This window comes from Microbacterium sp. BH-3-3-3 (assembly GCF_001792815.1).
In the GTDB taxonomy this organism is placed as follows: Bacteria; Actinomycetota; Actinomycetes; order Actinomycetales; family Microbacteriaceae; genus Microbacterium.
In genome coordinates this window covers 1,046,470-1,066,022 of sequence record NZ_CP017674.1, presented here as the reverse complement: position 1 = coordinate 1,066,022, position 19,553 = coordinate 1,046,470, and the positions used below count along the sequence as shown (strand labels likewise).

At 70.7% G+C, this 19,553-nt stretch carries 14 protein-coding genes; 8 read left to right on the top strand and 6 right to left on the bottom strand.

The window, feature by feature from the left end; all coding sequences use genetic code 11:
- The first annotated feature begins 76 nt into the window (after positions 1–76).
- The 8 genes from BJP65_RS04935 to BJP65_RS04900 all read left to right on the top strand — a co-directional run bounded on the left by BJP65_RS04935 (position 77) and on the right by BJP65_RS04900 (position 9,690).
- Positions 77–1,195: a mannose-1-phosphate guanylyltransferase gene (locus tag BJP65_RS04935; protein ID WP_055834364.1), complete on the top strand. Its 1,119-nt coding sequence runs from the start codon at positions 77–79 to the stop codon at positions 1,193–1,195.
- Between the two features lie 233 nt (positions 1,196–1,428).
- On the top strand, positions 1,429–2,496 hold the full coding sequence (locus BJP65_RS04930) for a BMP family protein (protein ID WP_055835885.1): 1,068 nt from the start codon (positions 1,429–1,431) through the stop codon (positions 2,494–2,496).
- A gap of 151 nt (positions 2,497–2,647) precedes the next feature.
- Complete coding sequence (locus BJP65_RS04925; RefSeq protein WP_055834367.1) at positions 2,648–4,168, top strand: ABC transporter ATP-binding protein; 1,521 nt, start codon at positions 2,648–2,650, stop codon at positions 4,166–4,168.
- On the top strand, positions 4,165–5,529 hold the full coding sequence (locus BJP65_RS04920; protein ID WP_181015987.1) for an ABC transporter permease: 1,365 nt from the start codon (positions 4,165–4,167) through the stop codon (positions 5,527–5,529). Before BJP65_RS04925 ends, BJP65_RS04920 begins: the two co-directional genes overlap by 4 nt.
- Positions 5,526–6,824: an ABC transporter permease gene (locus BJP65_RS04915; protein ID WP_083285708.1), complete on the top strand. Its 1,299-nt coding sequence runs from the start codon at positions 5,526–5,528 to the stop codon at positions 6,822–6,824. Before BJP65_RS04920 ends, BJP65_RS04915 begins: the two co-directional genes overlap by 4 nt.
- A gap of 42 nt (positions 6,825–6,866) precedes the next feature.
- Entirely contained in the window at positions 6,867–7,268 is a 402-nt protein-coding gene (locus tag BJP65_RS04910) for a cytidine deaminase (protein ID WP_055834370.1), read from the top strand.
- Positions 7,265–8,557 carry a thymidine phosphorylase gene (locus BJP65_RS04905; protein ID WP_070408405.1) on the top strand — a complete coding sequence of 431 codons (1,293 nt, stop codon included), beginning with the start codon at positions 7,265–7,267 and terminating at the stop codon, positions 8,555–8,557. The genes BJP65_RS04910 and BJP65_RS04905 overlap by 4 nt, the downstream gene beginning before the upstream one ends.
- Before the next feature lie 26 nt (positions 8,558–8,583).
- Complete coding sequence (locus tag BJP65_RS04900) at positions 8,584–9,690, top strand: adenosine deaminase (protein WP_070408404.1); 1,107 nt, start codon at positions 8,584–8,586, stop codon at positions 9,688–9,690.
- Here the strand turns inward: BJP65_RS04900 and BJP65_RS04895 are convergent.
- The 6 genes from BJP65_RS04895 to BJP65_RS04870 form a co-directional block, all read right to left on the bottom strand.
- Positions 9,665–10,711 carry a class C sortase gene (locus tag BJP65_RS04895; RefSeq protein WP_156784814.1) on the bottom strand — a complete coding sequence of 349 codons (1,047 nt, stop codon included), beginning with the start codon at positions 10,709–10,711 and terminating at the stop codon, positions 9,665–9,667. The genes BJP65_RS04900 and BJP65_RS04895 overlap by 26 nt on opposite strands.
- A gap of 13 nt (positions 10,712–10,724) precedes the next feature.
- Entirely contained in the window at positions 10,725–12,320 is a 1,596-nt protein-coding gene (locus BJP65_RS04890; RefSeq protein WP_258027524.1) for a SpaH/EbpB family LPXTG-anchored major pilin, read from the bottom strand.
- Complete coding sequence (locus tag BJP65_RS04885; protein ID WP_070408402.1) at positions 12,317–16,693, bottom strand: DUF11 domain-containing protein; 4,377 nt, start codon at positions 16,691–16,693, stop codon at positions 12,317–12,319. Before BJP65_RS04885 ends, BJP65_RS04890 begins: the two co-directional genes overlap by 4 nt.
- A 378-nt stretch (positions 16,694–17,071) precedes the next feature.
- Entirely contained in the window at positions 17,072–17,854 is a 783-nt protein-coding gene (locus BJP65_RS04880) for an alpha/beta hydrolase (protein WP_070408401.1), read from the bottom strand.
- A 42-nt stretch (positions 17,855–17,896) separates the two neighbouring features.
- Positions 17,897–19,048 (bottom strand): mannitol-1-phosphate 5-dehydrogenase, encoded by a 1,152-nt coding sequence (locus BJP65_RS04875; RefSeq protein WP_070408400.1) that lies wholly within the window; start codon positions 19,046–19,048, stop codon positions 17,897–17,899.
- A complete protein-coding gene (locus tag BJP65_RS04870) occupies positions 19,045–19,485 on the bottom strand; it encodes a PTS sugar transporter subunit IIA (RefSeq protein ID WP_055834388.1) in 441 nt (146 codons plus the stop codon). Before BJP65_RS04870 ends, BJP65_RS04875 begins: the two co-directional genes overlap by 4 nt.
- Positions 19,486–19,553: the final 68 nt, after the last annotated feature.

The following is a 19,553-nucleotide window of genomic DNA, read 5'->3' as shown; positions in this document are numbered from 1 at the left end:
CTGCGCCCACCTCACCCGGGTGGCGCTGCGCACCGCTTCTCGGGGGTGCGGGCCCTCGACCGCTAGGGTCGGGGCCATGGCTGACCCCGCTATCGAAGACTTCTACGCCGTGATCCCCGCCGGAGGCATCGGCAGTCGCCTCTGGCCGCTCTCGCGCGCCGACGCACCCAAGTTCCTGCACGACCTCACCGGGTCGGGGCAGACGCTGTTGCGCGACACGTGGGACCGGCTCGCGCCGCTCGCCGGCGAGGACCGCATCGCCGTCGTGACGGGCCGCGCCCACCGCGCCGCCGTCGAGCGGGAGCTCCCGGGCGTGCCCGACCACAACGTGTTCCTCGAGTCGGAGCCCCGCGACTCGTCGGCCGCCATCGGCCTCGCCGCCGCGATCCTCGTGCGCCGCGAACCCGACGTCATCATCGGATCGTTCGCCGCCGACCACGTCATCCGCCAGACCCGGCAGTTCGAGTTCGCCGTGCGCCAGGCCGTCGCCGTCGCGCGCGAGGGGTACATCTGCACCATCGGCATCCAGCCCAGCGAGGCCTCGGTGGGCTTCGGCTACATCAAGCAGGCCGGCGAGCTCATCGTCGACGGCGCCCCCGAGGCCTACATGGTGGAGCGCTTCGTCGAGAAGCCCGACCTCGACACGGCGAAGCAGTACTTCGAAGACCGCGCGTACCTCTGGAACGCCGGCATGTTCATCACCCGCGCCGACGTGCTGCTGGCGGAGCTCGCCGTCAACGAGCCCGAACTGCACGCGTCGTTGATCGAACTCGCCGACGCCTGGGACGACCGCGACCGCCGCGGTCCCGCGGTCGACCGCCTGTGGCCGAGCCTGAAGAAGATCGCCATCGACTACTCGGTCGCCGAGCCGGCCGCCGAGAAGGGGCGCCTCGCCGTGATCCCCGGCCACTTCGACTGGGACGACGTGGGCGACTTCGCCAGCCTGTCCAAGCTGAACTCGCACGGTGGCCGCAACGAGCTCGCCATCCTCGGAGAAGACGCCCGCGTGCTCTCCGACGCTTCGAGCGGCATCGTCGTCTCGCAGACCAAGCGCGTGATCAGCCTCATCGGCGTGCGCGACATCGTCGTCGTCGACACCCCCGACGCCCTCCTGGTCACCACCAGCGAGAACGCGCAGCGGGTCAAGGGCGTCGTCGACGCCCTCAAGCTCACGGGCCGCGGTGACGTGCTCTGAAACCGGATGCCACTGCTCGTGGCATCCGGTTCCGGTCCCCGTTGCTCGTGTGGCGGTCGCGTGACGCGAGATTGCGTCTTTGTAACCATTGGCGCGCACGGCGGCTCCCGGTGCGTGGGCACGACGACACAGTAGGTAACGTGACGGGATCGTCCCCCGAACCCGTTGGGGGCATCCGTCTTGGAGGACCATTCGTGAAGACCACGAAGAAGGCCGTCGTCAGCGGTCTCGCCATGATCGGCGCTGCCGTGCTGCTCGCCGGTTGCGGCGCAGCGCCCGAGAGCAACGGCGCGTCGGGCGGTGCCGGTTCCGGCGCCAGCGACTACCTGCCCTGCATGGTGTCGGACGCCGGCGGCTTCGACGACAAGTCGTTCAACCAGCTCGGTAAAGAGGGCGTCGACGCGGCCGCCACCGAGCTCGGCTCGAAGACCCCCATCGAGGTCGAGTCGCAGGCCGAGACCGACTACGCGTCCAACCTGCAGAACCTGGTCGACCAGGGCTGCAACACGATCGTCACGGTCGGCTTCCTCCTCGCCCCCGCGGCGCTCGAGTCGGCGAAGGCCAACCCCGACCTGCAGTACGTCTCGATCGACGACACCGTCGACAGCGACTTCGACGGCCAGACCGACGCGCCCAACATCAAGCCCATCATCTTCGACACCGCGCAGGCGGCCTACCTCGCCGGTTACCTCGCGGCGGGCACCTCGAAGACCGGCGTCGTCGGCACCTTCGGTGGCCTCAACATCCCGACCGTGAGCATCTTCATGGACGGCTTCGCCCAGGGCGTCGACAAGTACAACACCGACAACGGCACCAGCGTCCGCGTCGTCGGCTGGGACCGCGCCGCCCAGGACGGCTCGTTCACCGGTGGCTTCGAGGCGAACGACACCGCTCGCCAGACCGCGCAGGCGATCATCGACCAGAACGTCGACGTGCTCCTGCCCGTCGGCGGCCCGATCTACCAGTCGGCTGCCGTCGCCATCCGCGACGCCGGTCGCGAGATCGCCCTGGTCGGCGTCGACGCCGACGTGTACGAGACCGACCCCACCGTCGGCGACCTGCTGCTGACCTCGATCCTCAAGGGCATCGACGTCGGTACGAAGGACGCCATCGTCGCCGCCGGCAACGGCTCGTTCGACGCGGCTCCGTTCGTCGGCACGCTCGAGAACGAGGGCGTGGGCATCGCGGACTACCACGACTGGTCCGACCGGGTCCCCGCCGACCTCACGACCAAGATCGACGACCTCAAGGCCCAGATCGTCGACGGTTCGATCACCGTCGAGTCGTACCTCGCCGGCTGAGAGCACGTACTGTCTCGGGGAGGCCGGCGCATGCCGGCCTCCCCTCCCTTTATGGCCGCAGTGACGGCCGCCCCCTGCTCGGGTCGCGCGCGACGCGGCCCTCCTGTCGAACGCCTGCGTCGCGCGGCGTCGAGAACTTAGGATCGGGAACATGAAGCTCGAACTCCGCGGGATCACGAAAACCTTCGGGTCCCTCGTGGCGAACGACCACATCGACCTCACTGTCGAGGCCGGAGAGATCCACTGCCTGCTCGGTGAGAACGGTGCCGGCAAGTCCACCCTGATGAACGTCCTCTACGGCCTCTACCAGGCCGACGGCGGAGAGATCCTGCTCGACGACGCCGTCCAGCACTTCTCCGGCCCCGGCGACGCGATGCGCGCCGGCATCGGCATGGTGCACCAGCACTTCATGCTCGTCCCCGTCTTCACCGTGGCCGAGAACGTCATGCTCGGGCACGAGCCGACGAAAGCCGGCGGTCGCCTCGACATCGCGGCCGCGCGCGCCAAGGTGAAGGAGATCTCCGACCGCTTCGGGTTCGACGTCGATCCCGATGCTCTCGTCGACGACCTGCCGGTCGGCGTGCAGCAGCGCGTCGAGATCGTCAAGGCGCTCTCGCGCGACGCGAAGGTGCTCGTGTTCGATGAGCCCACCGCCGTGCTCACGCCGCAGGAGACCGACGAACTCATGTCGATCATGCGGCAGCTCAAGGCCGCGGGCACCTCGATCGTCTTCATCACCCACAAGCTGCGTGAGGTCCGCGAGGTCGCGGATCGCATCACCGTCATCCGCCTGGGCAAGGTGGTCGGCGAGGCCGAACCCACCGCCTCCAACGCCGAACTCGCCTCGCTCATGGTCGGCCGCGCGGTCGAGCTCACCGTGCAGAAGGACGCGCCCACCCTCGGCGAGGTCGGGCTGTCGGTGAAGGGCCTGACCGTGGTCGACGCGATCGGACAGGTCGTCGTCAACGACGTGAGCTTCGAGGTGCGCCGCGGCGAGGTCCTCGCCATCGCGGGCGTGCAGGGCAACGGCCAGACCGAGCTCACCGAGGCACTCGTCGGGCTGCAGGATCGGGTCGAAGGCTCCATCACGCTCGACGGCAAAGACCTCGCCGGTTCGACCGTCCGCGCGGTGCTCGATGCCGGTGTCGGCTTCGTCCCCGAGGACCGCAAAGAAGACGGCCTCGTGGGCGAGTTCTCGATCGCCGAGAACCTCATGCTCGATCGTGCCGACGGAGCCCCCTTCGTCAAGGGGGGAGCGCTGCAGCTGTCGACGCTGGCGGGCTTCGCCCGCGAGAAGGTGGCGGAGTTCGATGTGCGCACGCCCTCGATCGAGACGCCCGTCGGAAAGCTGTCCGGCGGAAACCAGCAGAAGGTCGTCCTCGCCCGCGAGCTCAGCCGCGAGCTGCGACTGTTCGTGGCGGCACAGCCCACCCGCGGTGTCGACGTGGGCTCGATCGAGTTCATCCACAAGCGCATCATCGAGACGCGCGACACGGGCGTGCCGGTGATCGTCGTCTCCACCGAGCTCGACGAGGTGACCGCGCTCGCTGATCGGATCATGGTCATGTACCGCGGCCGCGTGGTCGGCATCGTACCCGGCGACACCACCCGCGACGTGCTGGGCCTGATGATGGCCGGCGAAACACCCCAGAACGAAGGAGTCGCGGCGTGAGCGATCCGCATAGCCCGCACGACCCGAGTGCCACGCGCGCGGACCGCGCCGCCGAGGTCGCCGATCAGACCTCCGCCGGTGCTGCCCTCGAGGGCGCCGCCGAGGTCGACCCGGCCGCCGGCGCACGCGTCGTCGCCCCCGAGCCCGCCACCGAGGAGAACCGTTGGCGCCGCGCGTTGCGCGAGGTCGCCACCGGCAACGCCATCATCTCGGTCCTCGCCGTCATCCTCGCCCTCCTCGTGGGAGCGGTGATGATCGCGGCGACCGACGAGAACGTCCAGGCATCCGCGGTCTACTTCTTCGCGCGACCGGGCGACACCCTCGTCGCGATCTGGCAGTCCGTGTCGGGTGCCTACGCGTCGTTCTTCCAGGGCGCGATCTACAACTTCCGTCGCCCCGAGTTCGCGACCGGGATCCGTCCTCTGACCGAGACCCTGACCTTCGCGACGCCGCTCATCGCCGCGGGCCTCGGCGTCGCGCTCGCGTTCCGCGTCGGCATGTTCAACATCGGTGGTCGGGGACAGATGCTCGTCGCCGCGGCGGCCGGCGGCTATGTCGCGTTCGCCTTCGACCTCCCCTGGGGCCTGCACGCGCTCGTCGCGCTCGTCGCGGGCGTCGTGGCGGGTGCCCTGTGGGCGGGAATCGCGGGGCTCCTGAAAGCCCGCACCGGAGCGCACGAGGTGATCGTCACGATCATGCTCAACTACGTCGCGTTCTACCTCGTCTACTACCTGCTGCGCACCCCCGGCCTGCTGCAGGCCCCGGGATCCAGTAACCCCACCACGCCGGCGATGAAAGAGACCGCGGTCTTCCCCGACCTCTTCGGCCCCGCGTACAACCTGCACTTCGGGTTCCTCCTCTCCCTCGCCGCCGTCGTCCTGGTGTGGTGGATCCTCGAGCGCTCGTCGCTGGGCTTCCGTTTCCGCGCGGTCGGGCTCAACCCGAACGCCGCGCGCGTGGCCGGCATCAACGTCAAGTCGATGTACGTGGTCGCGATGCTGATCTCCGGCGGCCTCATCGGCCTCGCCGGCGTGGACCAGGTGCTCGGCACCGTGACGACGGGCTTCTCCAGCGGCATCGACGCCGGCATCGGGTTCGACGCCATCACGGTGGCCCTGCTGGGCCGATCCACTCCGGTCGGCGTGCTCGTCGCCGGCATCCTGTTCGGCGCGTTCAAGGCCGGCGGCTTCGCCATGCAGGCCGCGAACGGTGTGCCGATCGACATCGTGCTCGTCGTGCAGTCCCTCATCGTGCTGTTCATCGCCGCACCCCCGCTCGTGCGCGCCATCTTCCGTCTGCCCGCGCCCGGTGCGCGCGCGTCGAAGACCCGCGCCGCCAAGAAGAAGGAGGCGGTCAAGTGAGCACCACCGCACAGCACCACGGGGTGTCACCGCAGCCGGAGGCGCTCGACACGGCCGTCGTCATCAGCTGGAAGGCGCCGATCGTCTACGGCGTCATCACCGTGCTCGCCGCGGTGCTCTTCGTCGTCGCCCGCCAGGACGGCGACGCGGTGTTCCGCATCTCGAGCCCGGGGGAGTTCCTGCAACTGCCCGAGGTGGTGCTCGGAGGGGTCGTCACCGGCGCCGTCTGCACCGTCCTGCTCGCGCTCGTCACCGTCGCCAGCGTCCTGCTGGTGCGCGCGCACCGCCGGCCGCCGCTGTGGCTGGCCGTCATCTTCGCGCTGGTCTTCATGGTCGGCTTCCTCACCTGGGCCGCCGCCGGAGCCACCACCTCGGTGATCCCGTTGACGGGCCTGCTCGCCGGTGGCCTCAGCCTGTCGGTCCCGCTGATCTTCGGGGCGATGGCCGGTGTCCTGAGCGAGCGCGTGGGCGTGGTGAACATCGCGATCGAGGGCCAGCTCCTCGCGGGCGCGTTCACCTCGGCGATCGTCGCCACCGCGACCGGAAACCCGTTCATCGGGCTGCTCGCGGCCGGCGTCTCGGGCGTGCTCGTGTCGTTCGTGCTCGCGGCGTTCGCGATCAAGTACTTCGTCGACCAGGTGATCGTCGGTGTCGTCTTGAACGTGCTCGTGGTGGGGCTCACGAGCTTCCTCTTCTCTCAGCTGCTCGCCCCGAACGCGGCGACGTTGAACGCGCCGCCGCGCTTCCCGCGCCTGCCGATCCCGTTCCTCGCCGACATCCCCCTCCTCGGGCCCATGCTGTTCAACCAGACGATCATCGTGTATCTGATGTACGTCACGGTGGCGCTGGTGTACGTGGGCCTGTTCCACACGCGCTGGGGTCTGCGTCTGCGCGCGGTCGGCGAGCACCCGCAAGCCGCCGACACGGTGGGCATCAACATCGCCAAGACCCGCTTCTGGAACGTGGCGCTGGGCGGCGCGATCGCGGGCGTCGGTGGCGCGTTCTTCACGCTCGGTTCGGTCGGAGCCTTCAACAAAGAGATGACGGCCGGTGCCGGTTACATCGCTCTGGCGGCGGTCATCTTCGGCCAGTGGGACCCGATCCGAGCGACGCTGGCGGCCCTGCTGTTCGGCTTCGCCTCGAACCTGCAGAACACCCTCGGCGTCATCGGGTCGCCCGTGCCGAGCGAGTTCATGCTGATGCTGCCGTACGTCGTGACCATCTTCGCGGTCGCCGGTCTCGTCGGCAAGGTCCGCGGCCCCGCGGCCGCCGGCAAACCATATATCAAGGGCTGAACCCGCCCACTTCGCCTTCACGAGAGGACCCTGCACTCCACGATGACCGACATCGACTGGGATGAGTTGCGCTCCGCCGCGACCGACGCCATGCACCGCGCCTACGCGCCCTACTCCCGCTTCAAGGTGGGCGCCGCGGCGCTCGTCGCCGACGGCCGCATCGTCTCGGGATGCAACGTCGAGAACGCCTCGTACGGGGTGACGCTGTGCGCCGAGTGCGGGCTCGTCTCCGAACTGCACATGAGCGGTGGCGGCCAGCTCGTCGCATTCGTGTGCGTCGACGGCGAGGGCCGCACGCTCATGCCGTGCGGTCGCTGCCGCCAGCTGCTGTTCGAGCACGCCATCCCCGGGATGCTGCTCGAGACCGTCAGCGGCATCCGCACGATCGACGAAGTGCTGCCCGACGCCTTCGGACCCCGCGAGCTCGAGGAGGCGGCACGATGACCACCGTTCACCCGCACGACGCGGTCGAAGTCATCCGCACCAAGCGCGACGGCGGCGCGATCTCGGAGTCCGCGTTGCGCTGGCTCATTGAGCACTACACCAAGGGCTACGTCTCCGACGCGCAGATGGCCTCGTTCGCCATGGCCGTGCTGCTGCGGGGGATGGAACGCGACGAGATCCGCGTGATGACCGATGCCATGATCGCCTCGGGCGAGCGCATGGACTTCTCATCGCTCGGCAAGCCGACGGTCGACAAGCACTCCACGGGCGGGGTCGGCGACAAGATCACGCTTCCGCTGGCGCCCCTCGTGGCCGCGTTCGGCGTCGCCGTGCCGCAGCTCTCGGGTCGCGGCCTCGGACACACCGGCGGCACGCTCGACAAGCTCGAGTCGATCCCCGGCTGGCGCGCAGCGCTGTCGAACGACGAGATCATGGCGCAGCTCGCCGACGTCGGCGCGGTCATCTGCGCCGCGGGCACCGGGCTCGCCCCGGCCGACAAGAAGCTCTACGCCCTCCGCGACGTCACCGGAACGGTTGAGGCGATCCCGCTGATCGCGTCGAGCATCATGTCGAAGAAGATCGCCGAGGGCACCGACTCGCTCGTGCTCGACGTGAAGTTCGGCTCCGGCGCCTTCATGCAGGACATCGACCGCGCACGCGAGCTGGCCCGCACCATGGTGGCCCTGGGCACCGATTCCGGCGTCAACACCACCGCGCTCCTCACCGACATGAACACCCCGCTCGGCCTCGCCATCGGCAACGCCAACGAAGTGCGCGAATCGGTCGAGGTGCTCGCCGGCGGCGGCCCCGCCGACGTCGTGGAGCTCACGGTCTCGCTCGCCCGCGAGATGCTGACGCTCGCCGGTCAGCCCGACGCCGACGTCGAGGCGGCGTTGAACGACGGCCGCGCGATGGACGTCTGGAAGCGCATGATCCGCGCGCAGGACGGCGATCCGGATGCCGCCCTGCCCACGCCGCGCGAGACCCACACGGTCGTCGCCGACCGCTCGGGCATCGTCACGCGCATCGAGGCGTTGCCGTTCGGAATCGGCGCCTGGCGCCTGGGCGCCGGTCGCGCCCGTGCCGAAGACGCGGTCGTGCACGCCGCGGGCATCGACCTGCACGTCGCCGTCGGCCAGCCGATCACCGCCGGTCAGCCCCTGTTCACCCTTTCGGCCGACGACGGGGCCCGTTTCGAGCGGGCACTCGCCTCGGTCGATGGAGCGTGGGAGATCGGCGACACGGCGCCTGCAGCATCCCCGCTCGTGCGCGAGCGCATCACCGCGTGATGGCATCCGACCGAAGGAGCAGCACCATGGCCACCGACGACGTCCGCATCGAGGGTGTGAAGGTGCAGAGCCTGCCCAAGGTGTCGCTGCACGATCACCTCGACGGGGGACTGCGCCCGCAGACCGTCCTCGAGCTGGCCGATGAGATCGACCTCGACCTCCCCGCCGACGACGCGAAGGGCCTCGAGGCCTGGTTCTCGGACCACATCGACGGCGGATCGCTCGAGGACTACCTCGAGAAGTTCTCGGCGACGGTCGGGGTGATGCAGACCCGCGAGGGTCTCGTGCGCACCGCGAAGGAGTTCGTCGAGGATCTCGCCGCCGACGGCGTCGTCTACGGCGAGGTGCGGTGGGCGCCGGAACAGCACCTCACCCGCGGTCTCAGCCTCGACGACGTCGTGGATGCGGTGCAGGAGGGCATCGAAGCGGGGGAAGACGCCGCCGACGCCCGCGGACAGGACATCCGCGTGGGTCAGCTGCTCACGGCGCTGCGCCACAACGACAACTCCCGAGACATCGCCGAACTCGCCGTCTCGTGGCGCGGTCGTGGTGTCGTCGGCTTCGACATCGCCGGTCCCGAAGACGGGTTCCTGCCGTCGCGTCACCGCGAGGCGTTCGACTATCTGGCTGAGCAGTTCTTCCCCACCACGGTGCACGCCGGTGAGGGGGCGGGTCTGGCATCCATTCGTTCCGCACTCATCGACGGACGCGCCCTGCGCCTCGGCCACGGTGTGCGCATCGCCAACGACCTCGACGTCGTCTCGCGCGAGGGCGAAGAGGTGCAGGTCACCTTCGGCGACCTGGCGCGCTGGGTGCGCGACCGCGAGATCACGCTCGAACTGTCGCCGACCTCGAACCTGCAGAGCGGCGCCGTGACGGCCTGGGGCGACACGATGGACGCCCACCCGTTCGACCTGCTGTACCAGCTCGACTTCTCGGTGACGGTGAATGTCGACAACCGCCTCATGAGCGCGACGACGCTCACCCGTGAGCTGGGGCTGCTGGCCCAGGCGTTCGACTACGACCTGGGTGACCTCGAGGCGTTCCAGCTCAACGCCGCCGCCGGCGCATTCCTGCCGGTGGAGGAGCGCGAAGAGCTCATCGAGATCATCTCGGAGGGCTTCCAGGCCTGACGCGACCTCGGGCGCGCGTCGATGCCGGCGTGCGCCCGTCGTCGTTCCCGGGCCCGTTCCGAGGCGCCCGCGGGGGACGACCGGCCCCCCACACGTACGCGGTGGCGGCGAGCACGGACCCCGCGAGCACGAGGATCCACCACGGGAACGTGGGGATCTCGGGGCGGGTTCCTACGCCGTCGAGAGCGCCCTGCGGGGTCGGGATGACACGTTCGCCCGTGACGAGGATGCGGTGGCTGTTCACGCCCAGCGGGGTGCACGTCACGAGGGTGACGAGATCGCGCCCCACCACGGGGACCAGCGACTCGGTGTCTTCGGGTTCGACCACGAGGGTCTGCACGACGCGGTACACCAGCACCTCGCCGAACACCTCGATCGTGACGGTGTCGTCGACGGCTACCCGATCCAAGTGCGTGAACAGTTCCGCGGTGGCGAGCCCGCGATGCGCGGTGAGCACCGAATGGGTGGTCTCGCCGCCCACCGGCAGAGCGGTGCCCTCGAGGTGCCCCACGCCCTCGTAGAGGACCTGCTCGCTGGTGCCGTGGTACACGGGGAGGTCGACGTCGATCGAGGGGATCTTCACCCGTGCCATGAGCCCCGATTGATCGGAGCGAAGTTGCTCGGCGTAATCGGTCTGCTGATCGGCGGAGTTCGCCAGCGGGAGCCGCTCGTTCGCTGCGATCTCGGCGCCGCCGTCGACGAGCCGCGTGTTGTACTCCCGTGCCGCGTCGAGTCGGTCGGCGAGCGTATCGGCGCCGAGGTCGCGGATCTGATCCGAGTAGCCGTCGATGATCTGCGATTGGGCGTACTGGGCGAACCAGCCGGCGACGGTGGGGTACATCAGCAGGCAGACGCCCGCCAGCGCCCCCACCGCCAGAAGCAGCGAGACGATCGAGAGCCGCCAGCGCGGGCGTCGGCGGTCACGTCGTGCGGGTGGAGGGGAGTCCCGCGCATCGGGGCTCCCCTCCGGCGAGGGAGACGAGGCCGCGGCGCCCGGCCGCTGCGTCGTCCCCCCGCTCACCGATCGACCGTCCTCAGGCCGGAGCCTGGGCCGCGCGGGCACGCAGGCGAGCGACGACCAACGCCGAGCCCACCATGACCGTCAGCAGGGCCGCCCCGCCGACGCCGAACCAGAGGCCGCCGTCGCCACCCGTGATGGGCAGGGCGAACGCGGGCACCTGGTTGTGGGCGAACTCGAGGTAGTTGCGCACGGGAGCGGTGGTCGAGGTCGGGCCGGGCACCACGGCGGTCAGGATGCGGTCGGGCGACGGCAGCTGGTAGCCGGTGGGCGCCGTGATCTCGCGCACCCAGTAGTTGCCCGGTGTGATGATCGGGATGAGCACGTTGCCGTTGGCCAGGGTCAGCCAGTTCGTCTCGCCGTTGATCACGATCGGATTGGCACCGTTGATGGCATCCTGCTCCGTGAGGAACACCTGGTACGTCGCGCCGGCGAGCGGGACGCGCGCGCCGTTCGAGGTCGTGTATGCCGACACCGTGAGCTGGCCGATCGGCGTGCTGCCGGTGACCGACTCGGTGCTGCCGTTGATGTTCGCCGTCGCGGTGTTGACGATGACGCCGCTGGCCGGGATGGAGGTGGCCCTGGTCAGCACGTTGAACGTCACGGTGCCGCCGGGGAGTCCGGCGAGGCGGGTGCGTCCGGCCGGCGTGAAGGTCATCGTGAGAGCCCCGGCGGTGTTGGCGACGGTGTAGTCGGTGGTCTCGGTGAAGGTCTGCGCGACACCGGCGGCGTTGGTGACCACGACGTTCGACGGGGTGACCCCGGCCGGGACGGTGGCCGCCGTCAGGTAGGTCAGCTCGGACGGCAGGTTGTCGGTGAGAGTGAACACGTCGATGGCGTCACCGGCGGCGAGCGTCGGGATCGACGAGGCGACGGCCCAGCGGATCAGGTCGGGGTTGCGCTGCTCGACCGACCCGGCGGGTGCCGGAACGCGCGTCTTCGTCAGCTGCGTGACGGCGTTCTTGGGGTAGACGTGGACGTCGTAGATCCACTGGTTGGCCGGGGATCCGGCCGCGCCGGTCGGCGTGGGCAGCGTCACCAGGAAGGGGGCGGCCGGGTTGGTGGCGGTGGCCGGCAGTTGCGTCTCGGTGATGAGGTAGACGCCGATCGGCAGTCCGTTCGGATACAGCGCAGGGTCGGGGGCGAACGTCGCGAGACCGGCGGTGTTCGACAACGACGAGACGAAGCTGACCGTGTTGGGGCGCTGAGCGGCCTGCGCCGGCGTCAGCGTGGCGGCCTGGGACCACCCCGCGGAGGTGGTCAGGTCGACGCCCGACACGAGGGTGGCGGTGAACTGCGCGCCGGAGAGGGGGTCGGCGGGCGGGTTCGCCAGCTCCTGACCCGTCGACGTCGGGTTCAGCGGCGTCGACGGCCCCAGCGCGTGCTTGTGCAGCGTCAGGGTGCGGGTGACGGTGGAGTCGATGTTGCCCGGGAGTGTCACGGCCGATGCCGGTGCGACGGCACCGACGACGGTGAGGGCTCCGAGCGCGAGGACGCTCAGAACGGCGCCTGCTCTCTTTCGGATGGACATGTGCGTGCCTTTCGGAAGGTGGTGAAGGGTGGGAATCGAGAAGTCGTGCAGTCGGCGGTGTCGCGCGACGGGAGAGGTCATAGCGGAAGGCTTCCTCCCTTGCGTCTGCGGTGGATCACGGCGCCCCCGACGGTCAGGGCGAGCAGGAGACCTCCGGAGAGGAGGAAGGTGTCGGCGCCGAGACCGCCCGTCATCGGCAGGGCGGGGCCGGTCACGGGCGCGTTGACGAACCGGTACACGGCGCTCTGTCCCGCGGCGGGCGCGGTGATGCTCCGGCTCGCCACCGTGGTCCAGGTCGCTCCGTCTAGGCGCTCGAGGCGCAGCGTCTGGTACGCCAGGCGGGTTCCCGCGACCGTCGGCGCCTCCGACAGCGTGTAGCCGTGGCCCGGGCGCACCTCGAAGGTGCTCGCGGCGTTCCCGCCGACGGCGTCGTACGCCGCACCCACGCGACTCTGCGTCGGCAGGGACGCCCCGGCCAGCACCGCGGGGGTCGCTGTCACCGTCCACGTGGCCGGGACGAAGCCGGTGCTGGGGGTGAGCACGTCCTTCAGTACCGTCAGGGTCGCCGTCGCGTTGGTGACCGTGCAGGTGACCGCGGCTCCCGTTCGCAGAGTGACGTCGCCGGCCGTCGACACCGCGACGACGGTTCCCGTCGATTCGATGCAACGCCAGGCCCCCACCTGCAGATAGGTGGCGGTGGTCCCGGCTTCCGAGAGGCGGTACGCGCGGCCGGGGCTGACGGGCACGTTCGTCGTGGCGGCCGTTCCGGTGCGTCCGGTGGGGCCGGGCAGGGAACCGGTCGATGCGGCGGCGGTGAGCGTCCAGTCGGTCGCCGCGGCCGCGCCGAACGACACGGACTTCACCAGGGTGAGAGAGGTGACCGGCTGCGTGATGAGCGTGCACGCGACGATCGCGGACGGAGCGACGTTGGGCAGGGTGCCGCTGACCACGCCGCCCGCGGTGGTGAACGTGACGGCGACCGCCGTGCCGTTGACGGTGCACGCTCCGCTGACGAAAGTGAACCGGGTCTGCAACACCTCGGAGATCGTCAGCGTGGCGCGGGACGCCGCCGAGCCGAAGAGGACACTCCACACGGCGTTGCCGGAGGGATCCGAGTTCTGGCGCGGTGCTTCGCTGGGGAGCGCGGTGGCGGTTCCTGCGGTGGCCGCGGCCGCGGTGCCCAGGCTCCACCCGGCGACCGGGGTGGTCTGCCCCGTGGCCGGATCGAGCACGCGTGCGGTGAGAGTCACCGTCGCGACGGGGCTGGGGGAGTTGAAGAACGTGCACACGACGCTCGCGCCGAAGCGCTCGGGCATGGTGACGTCGGCGCTCGCGGAGCTCGCGCTCGTGATCCGGATGCCGTCGCTCCAGCACTCCACGCGGATGGTGTACGCCCCGATCGTCGAGGTCGAGCCCGCCGCCATGGTCTCGGAGACCGTCAGGGTCGTGCCCACCTGCACGGGGAACGGGCCGACCTGGGCCGATTGACGCCCGGTGGCGGCGCCCGTGGTGACGGCGGTGCCCACCGCGCCGCTGGCGTCGGACAGCGAGAGCTGGAACTGGTCGGCGGCCGCGGCGCGTCCCACGACGTTCTTCTGCACGGTGACGCTTCCGGGACCGGTGCAGCTGGCCAGGTCGCTGGCGGCGATGTCGAGGCGCGGCGACCCGGCGATGCGCGTCCACGACGTGGGGTCGAACTCGTAGGCGCTGGTGCTGCTGGCGAGGTAGACGGTGCCGCGCGGCGAGAAGGCGAGTCCTGTGACGCTGCCGAAGGCCGGTGCCGGGGTGGGGTCGATGCCGACGAGCGCGCGGGTGTTGGAGGTGTTCACGGCGAGCGTGCCGCCGCTGGCCGCGGCCAGGGTCTCGGTCGTGACGGTGAAGATGGCGGCGCTGCTGGCGTTGTTGACGGTCGCCGCGCCCAGCACGTAGAGGTTGCCGCGGGAGTCGAAGGCCATGTCGCCGTTGCCGTTGGGGGCGGTGCCCGCCGAGAAGGAGCCGAGGTAGGCGAACCGCGACGCGGTCGGCGCCGACTCGGTGAAGCTCCACAGGTGGAACGCGCCGTTGGTGAACTTGCCGAAGAGGTACCGGCCGGTGGAGAGGTCGACGGCGCCGGTGACGATGCTGCCGGCGACGGCGGTGCCCCCGGGTCCCGCGGTCGTGTACGCGGTGCCCGCGAGGGTTTCGAAGCCTCCGCTCGGCGTCCATTTGAGGATCGACAGCACGTTCGCGCCGTCGGTGGAGCGGTTCAGGGCGTACGCGGTGGTTCCGCCCGCGGAGATGCCGAGCGAGTTCGCGGCCGCGACGTTCGGCCAGGTGCCGACGGTCGTCTGGCCTCCGCCGACGATGTCGCCCTGCACGAGTGCGCCCGTGACGGTCAGGCCGTAGAACAACCCGCTGTCGCAGGCCAGGCGCGTCTGCTGCAGGGTGTTCGTGAAGGTGCAGACGATCTCGGCGCCCGCGTCATCCGGCATCCTGATCGTCCCCGAGCGCGACGTGCCGGTGGCCACGACCGTGCCGTCGCGGGTGCAGTCGTACGAGGCGGCGTAGCCGAGTCCCGTTCCCGAGGTGGGCGATTCACTGATCGTGTAGGTGCCGCCGGGGTTCACGATCAGGCGCGAGATCTGCGCCGACTGCACGCCGGAGCTGTTGCCGGTCGTCGTCGTCGTGGCCAGTGTGGCCGCGGAGGTGCGGATCGAGAGGGTGAACTGATCGGTCGAGGCGCCGCGCGCGGGCAGGTTCTTGCGCAGGGTGAGGCGAGTGGCGGGGGTGACGGCGAGCGTCGTCGCCTCGGTGGCGATGAGCGGGGTGACGACGTTGCCGGGGCCGTTCGTGTACGTGCCCTCGACGGATGCCACGACGTTCACCGTGATCGTGCACGAGGCGTTCGCGCTTCCCGCGGGGAGGTCGCCGCCGACGGCGGCGATGCTCGAGCCCCCTGCGAGGGCGGTGACGACGAAGGCCGTACCGGTGACCTGCGTGCACGTGCCGCCGATCGCCGGTGTCGGGGCGACGGTGAGTCCGGCGGGAAGGGTGTTGGTGAACGACCAGTCGTTCTTCGCCGCGCCCTCGGAGGTGTTGGTGACGGTGTAGGTGAGCGTCGAGGTCGAGCCGACGGCGACGCTGGCGGGCGAGAACGACAGGTCGAGACGGGGGGTGGCGTCGAGCACGCGCAGGTTGTCGATGCCGAAGGCGCTGCCGGCGCCGGTCGTCGTGTTCGTCAGGCGCACCTGGGCGGCGGAGATCTGCGCGGGCGTGAGCAGCGCCGCCGCCGTGCCCGTGTAGGTCGTGGCGCGGGCGGAGGTGCTGATGGTGGGATCGAGGATGCCGCCGATCGAGCCGCCCGGGGCGAGCACGGGCGTCGAGGTGTAGAACACGGGGCCGGTCGCCGCGCACGGGTTCACGGCGGTGGGGAAGGCGCTGAGCAGCGTCGTCGTTCCCGAGAAGAGTCCCGCCGACAGCGCGGGCGTGTTCGCCGAGCACGCGGCGGCGGCGGCGTCGAACCGCACGGTGTAGTAGCGGGATGCGGTCGCGCTCACGCCGATTCCGGCGGTGCTCTGGGCGAGCGTCGTGCCCCCGGTGACGGTGGTGTAGGGGAGGGCCACCACGGCGTGGTTGCCGCGGGTCGCGTCGGTGGAGCCGCTGGCCGGGGTGCCGGCGGCGGTCGATCCGGCGACGCCCGCGCCGAGCTGGCCGAGGACGTCGGCCAAGCGACGGACTTCGCGGGCGGAGAGCGACGAGTTCGAGACGATGCCCTGGTTGGGGCAGACCTGTGCGTTCGGGTAGGGGGCGGCGTACGCCAGCACCACGCCGGTGCAGGTGGAGCCACTCGCCCAGCCGGTCGAGGCGGTGAAGCGCCCGGTGGCGTAGCCGGTGATGGAGGTGAGCGTGGTCGGAGTCAGGCCCTGTTCGAAGCTCTCGGTCCACACCGTGGCGGGTGCCTCGGGAACCCCCGCCGCGAGGGCGTCGATGCGTGCGCTCGGCGGAGCGCGCTCCAGGGGCATGCCGGTGTCGGCGCCGTCGCGTGCCTCGGGGCCGGGGGTCGAGTCGGCGTCGCCGGGCGGGTCGGCCTCGTCGCCGGGTGAGGATTCGGCGGGCGGGTCGGGAGTCTCGCCGCCGTCCGGGGAGGGCGTCGACGGGACGTCGACGGCGTCGTCGTCGTCGGGGGCCGGTGAGGGAAGGGGGCGGTCGACGCCGGGGGTGGGGGCTGCGATCGTCGCCGACGCGCTCGGGCTCGCCGCGGGCGACGGCGTGCGGGGGGCGTCGCTCGGGCTCGGCATCGGTGATGGGGCGACGGTCGACTCACTCGGGTTCCCCGTGGGGGACGGCGGAAGGGGGAGCGCGCTCGCCGGAGCGACACCCGACCCCACCAGCACCGCCATGATCGCCAGCGTCGCCGCCGCGGAAGCGACGAGCGCGCGCGGGCGGCGCGCGCCGGGGGGACGCGAGTGATGCATGGGCCTCTTGCGCGACGCTCAGCGCCGCGGGGTCGCGAATCACCGACCGGGGGGTCGCGGCGATCCGGGGGGACGGGACGATCGGGGTCTCGTCCGCCTCATCTGCCTCGCGAGGACCCGTACGACCGATGCTACGAATCCGCTGAGCGGTCGGGAACAGACCGACTACGGGGTTACTACCGAGGCGACTACGGGGGTCGGTGAGGGGACGCGTCACCCGGCTGAGCCCGTGCGCGAGACGTCTTGCGCACGGCTCAGCTCACGACAGGGTGAGGGCGGGCCGGGGCACCGGACCGCCGCCCCGCGGGCCGCGCCCGTCATGCGCCGGGCTCGCCCCGCGGGCCGCGCCCGTCATGCGCCGGGCAGCGCGAGGTCAGCTCAGGGCCGAGGAAGGAAGCCGGCCAGCTGCTCGGCGATCACCCGGTCGACGTCGTCGGGATCGGCCGTGGGTGTGCCGTCGCCGGGCTGCGGGCCGTACGCGCCGAACGAGGCGTGCGATGCGCCGGGGATCTCGACGAACGTGGCGTTCGCGGGGAGCTCCTTCTTGGCATCCGCGATCTTCTGCGGGGTGCTCAGACCGTCTTCCGATCCCGAGAGGCTGAGGACGGGGAGTCCGGATGCCGTGAGGTCGTTCGCGCAGTACGAGGCGAAGAGCACGAGGGCGTCGGCGTCGGGTGCCAGCTGACAGGCGCGGACACCGCCGAGGGAATGGCCGCCGACCGCCCAGGTCGACACCCCCGGGGCGAGGTCGGTGAAGGTCGACAGCGGCCGCGGGTCGAAGAACGCGAGGTTCAGCCACGGCCGGGTGATGACGACGGTGATGCCGTCGTCGACGACGGTGTCGGCGAACGTGGCGATGTATCCCTCGGCCTCGACCTTGGCGCCCGGGATGAAGACCAGCCCCTGGCCCGTGGCGCCGGCGGTGGGCGAGAGCACGATCCCCGCGCCGTCGTCGGTGATCGTCAGCGCGGGGTCCGCCTCGGCCTCGGCGAGGGGGCCGGGCTCGGCGCCCATGACGCCGACCTGGGTGTAGATCAGGATCCCGGCGATCAGCAGCACCACGAGAGCGCCGATGCCGCCGAGGATCCAGCGCAGAACACGACGACGCCGGCGGGGCGCTCGGGGCGCTCCGCCGGCGTCGGACGGGGTGGTGTCGGTCACCTCACGAGCGTAACGCTGCGTGTCGTGAGGAGATCGGGGTTGTCACGCGGCCAGGGCTGCCTGCCGTGCGGCGACGATCTCGACGATCCGGGCGTGCAGCGGGTGCTCGGGAGTGAGCCCCGTCACCTCTGCCGTGAAGGCCTCGGCGTCGAGCTCGCGCAGCAGACGCTGCAGGTCGACGGCCTGGGTGTCCTCGGTATCCGAGAAGTCGAGGGCGGCGGCCATGGCCGCGACCAGCGCGTCGACCGGGAGACCCCGCTCGATCGCCTCGGCGGCGGGCCCGACGAAGCGCTCGTGCCGCGAGAGCTTGCGCAGCGGCTGGCGACCCACCCGCCAGACGGTGTCGGGAAGCGCCGCGTTGCGGAAGCGGCGCAGGATCGTCGCGCGGTACTCGCCCTGCACGTCGGGGTCGAGCTCGTGCTTCTGGACCAGCAGGGCGCTGGTTTCTTCCAGCGCGGCCTCGACCCGTGCCGAGATCGCAGGGTCTGCCAGCGCGTCGGAGATGCGGTCGATGCCGGCGCGCGCGCCGAAGTACGCCGTCGTGGCGTGGCCCGTGTTCACCGTGAAGAGCTTGCGCTCGATGTAGGGCTCGAGGTCGTCGACGAAGTGCGCACCGGGGATGTGCGGAGGGGTGTCGCCGAAGGGCCCGCGCTCGATCGCCCACTCGTAGAACGGCTCGACGGTGACGTCGACACCGCCCTGCGCCTGGGCGGGAACGATGCGGTCGACCGCCGTGTTGGCGAACACCGCGCGGGCGGCCAGGGCGTCCCACGACTCGCCGGCCAGCTCGACGATGTGCTCGCGCAGCTGGTCGGTCGCGCCGATCGCGTTCTCGCACGCCATGATCTGCAACGGGGCGAGCGAGGGGTCGCGCAGCGCGAGCCCCGCGACGATGTGCGGAGCCACGAACTTCAGGATGGTGGGACCGACGGCGGTGGTGACCACGTCGGCCGTGGCGATCTCGTCGACGAGGGACTCGGCATCCACCGAGCTGTCGATGGCACGGAAACCGGTGACCGTCTTGTCGACGCCGCCGTCTCCCACCTCGTGGACGGTGTACGACGAGGCGTCGTTGATGGCCGCGACCAGAGCCGCCGAGACGTCGGAGAAGACGAGCTCGTAGCCGCCCTCGTGCAGCAGCAGTCCGACGAAGCCGCGACCGATGTTGCCCGCGCCGAAGTGGACGGCCTTCATGCGTTGACGGACCCGGACAGGGCCTGGAAGAGCTCCTCGGGCGAGGAGGCCGCCTTCAGACGCGCGACGTCATCGTCCTCGGAGAAGAGGATGGCGATCTGCGACAGGATCTCGAGGTGCTCGTCGCCCTTGCCGGCGATGCCGATGACGAAGCTGACGGGCTCTCCGCCCCAGTCGACGCCGCCGTCGTAGCGCACGACCGACAGGCCGGACTCGAGGATGGCCTGCTTGGTCTCGTTGGTGCCGTGGGGGATGGCGAGCTCGTTGCCCATGTAGGTCGAGACGGTCTCTTCGCGCTGCTGCATGGCGGCGAAGTACTCGCCCGTGACCGAGCCCGTGGCCTGCAGCAGGTCGGCCGCCTCTTTCATCGCCTCCTCGCGGGTGGCGCTCCCGGGGTGGATGCGGACGGATTCGATGCGGAGGACGTCGTGTGACATGGTTCTCGCCTTTCTCGTCGTGCTGTCCAGCCTCGCAAAGATCGGGCCGGACGGGAAGGCGGAGGGGC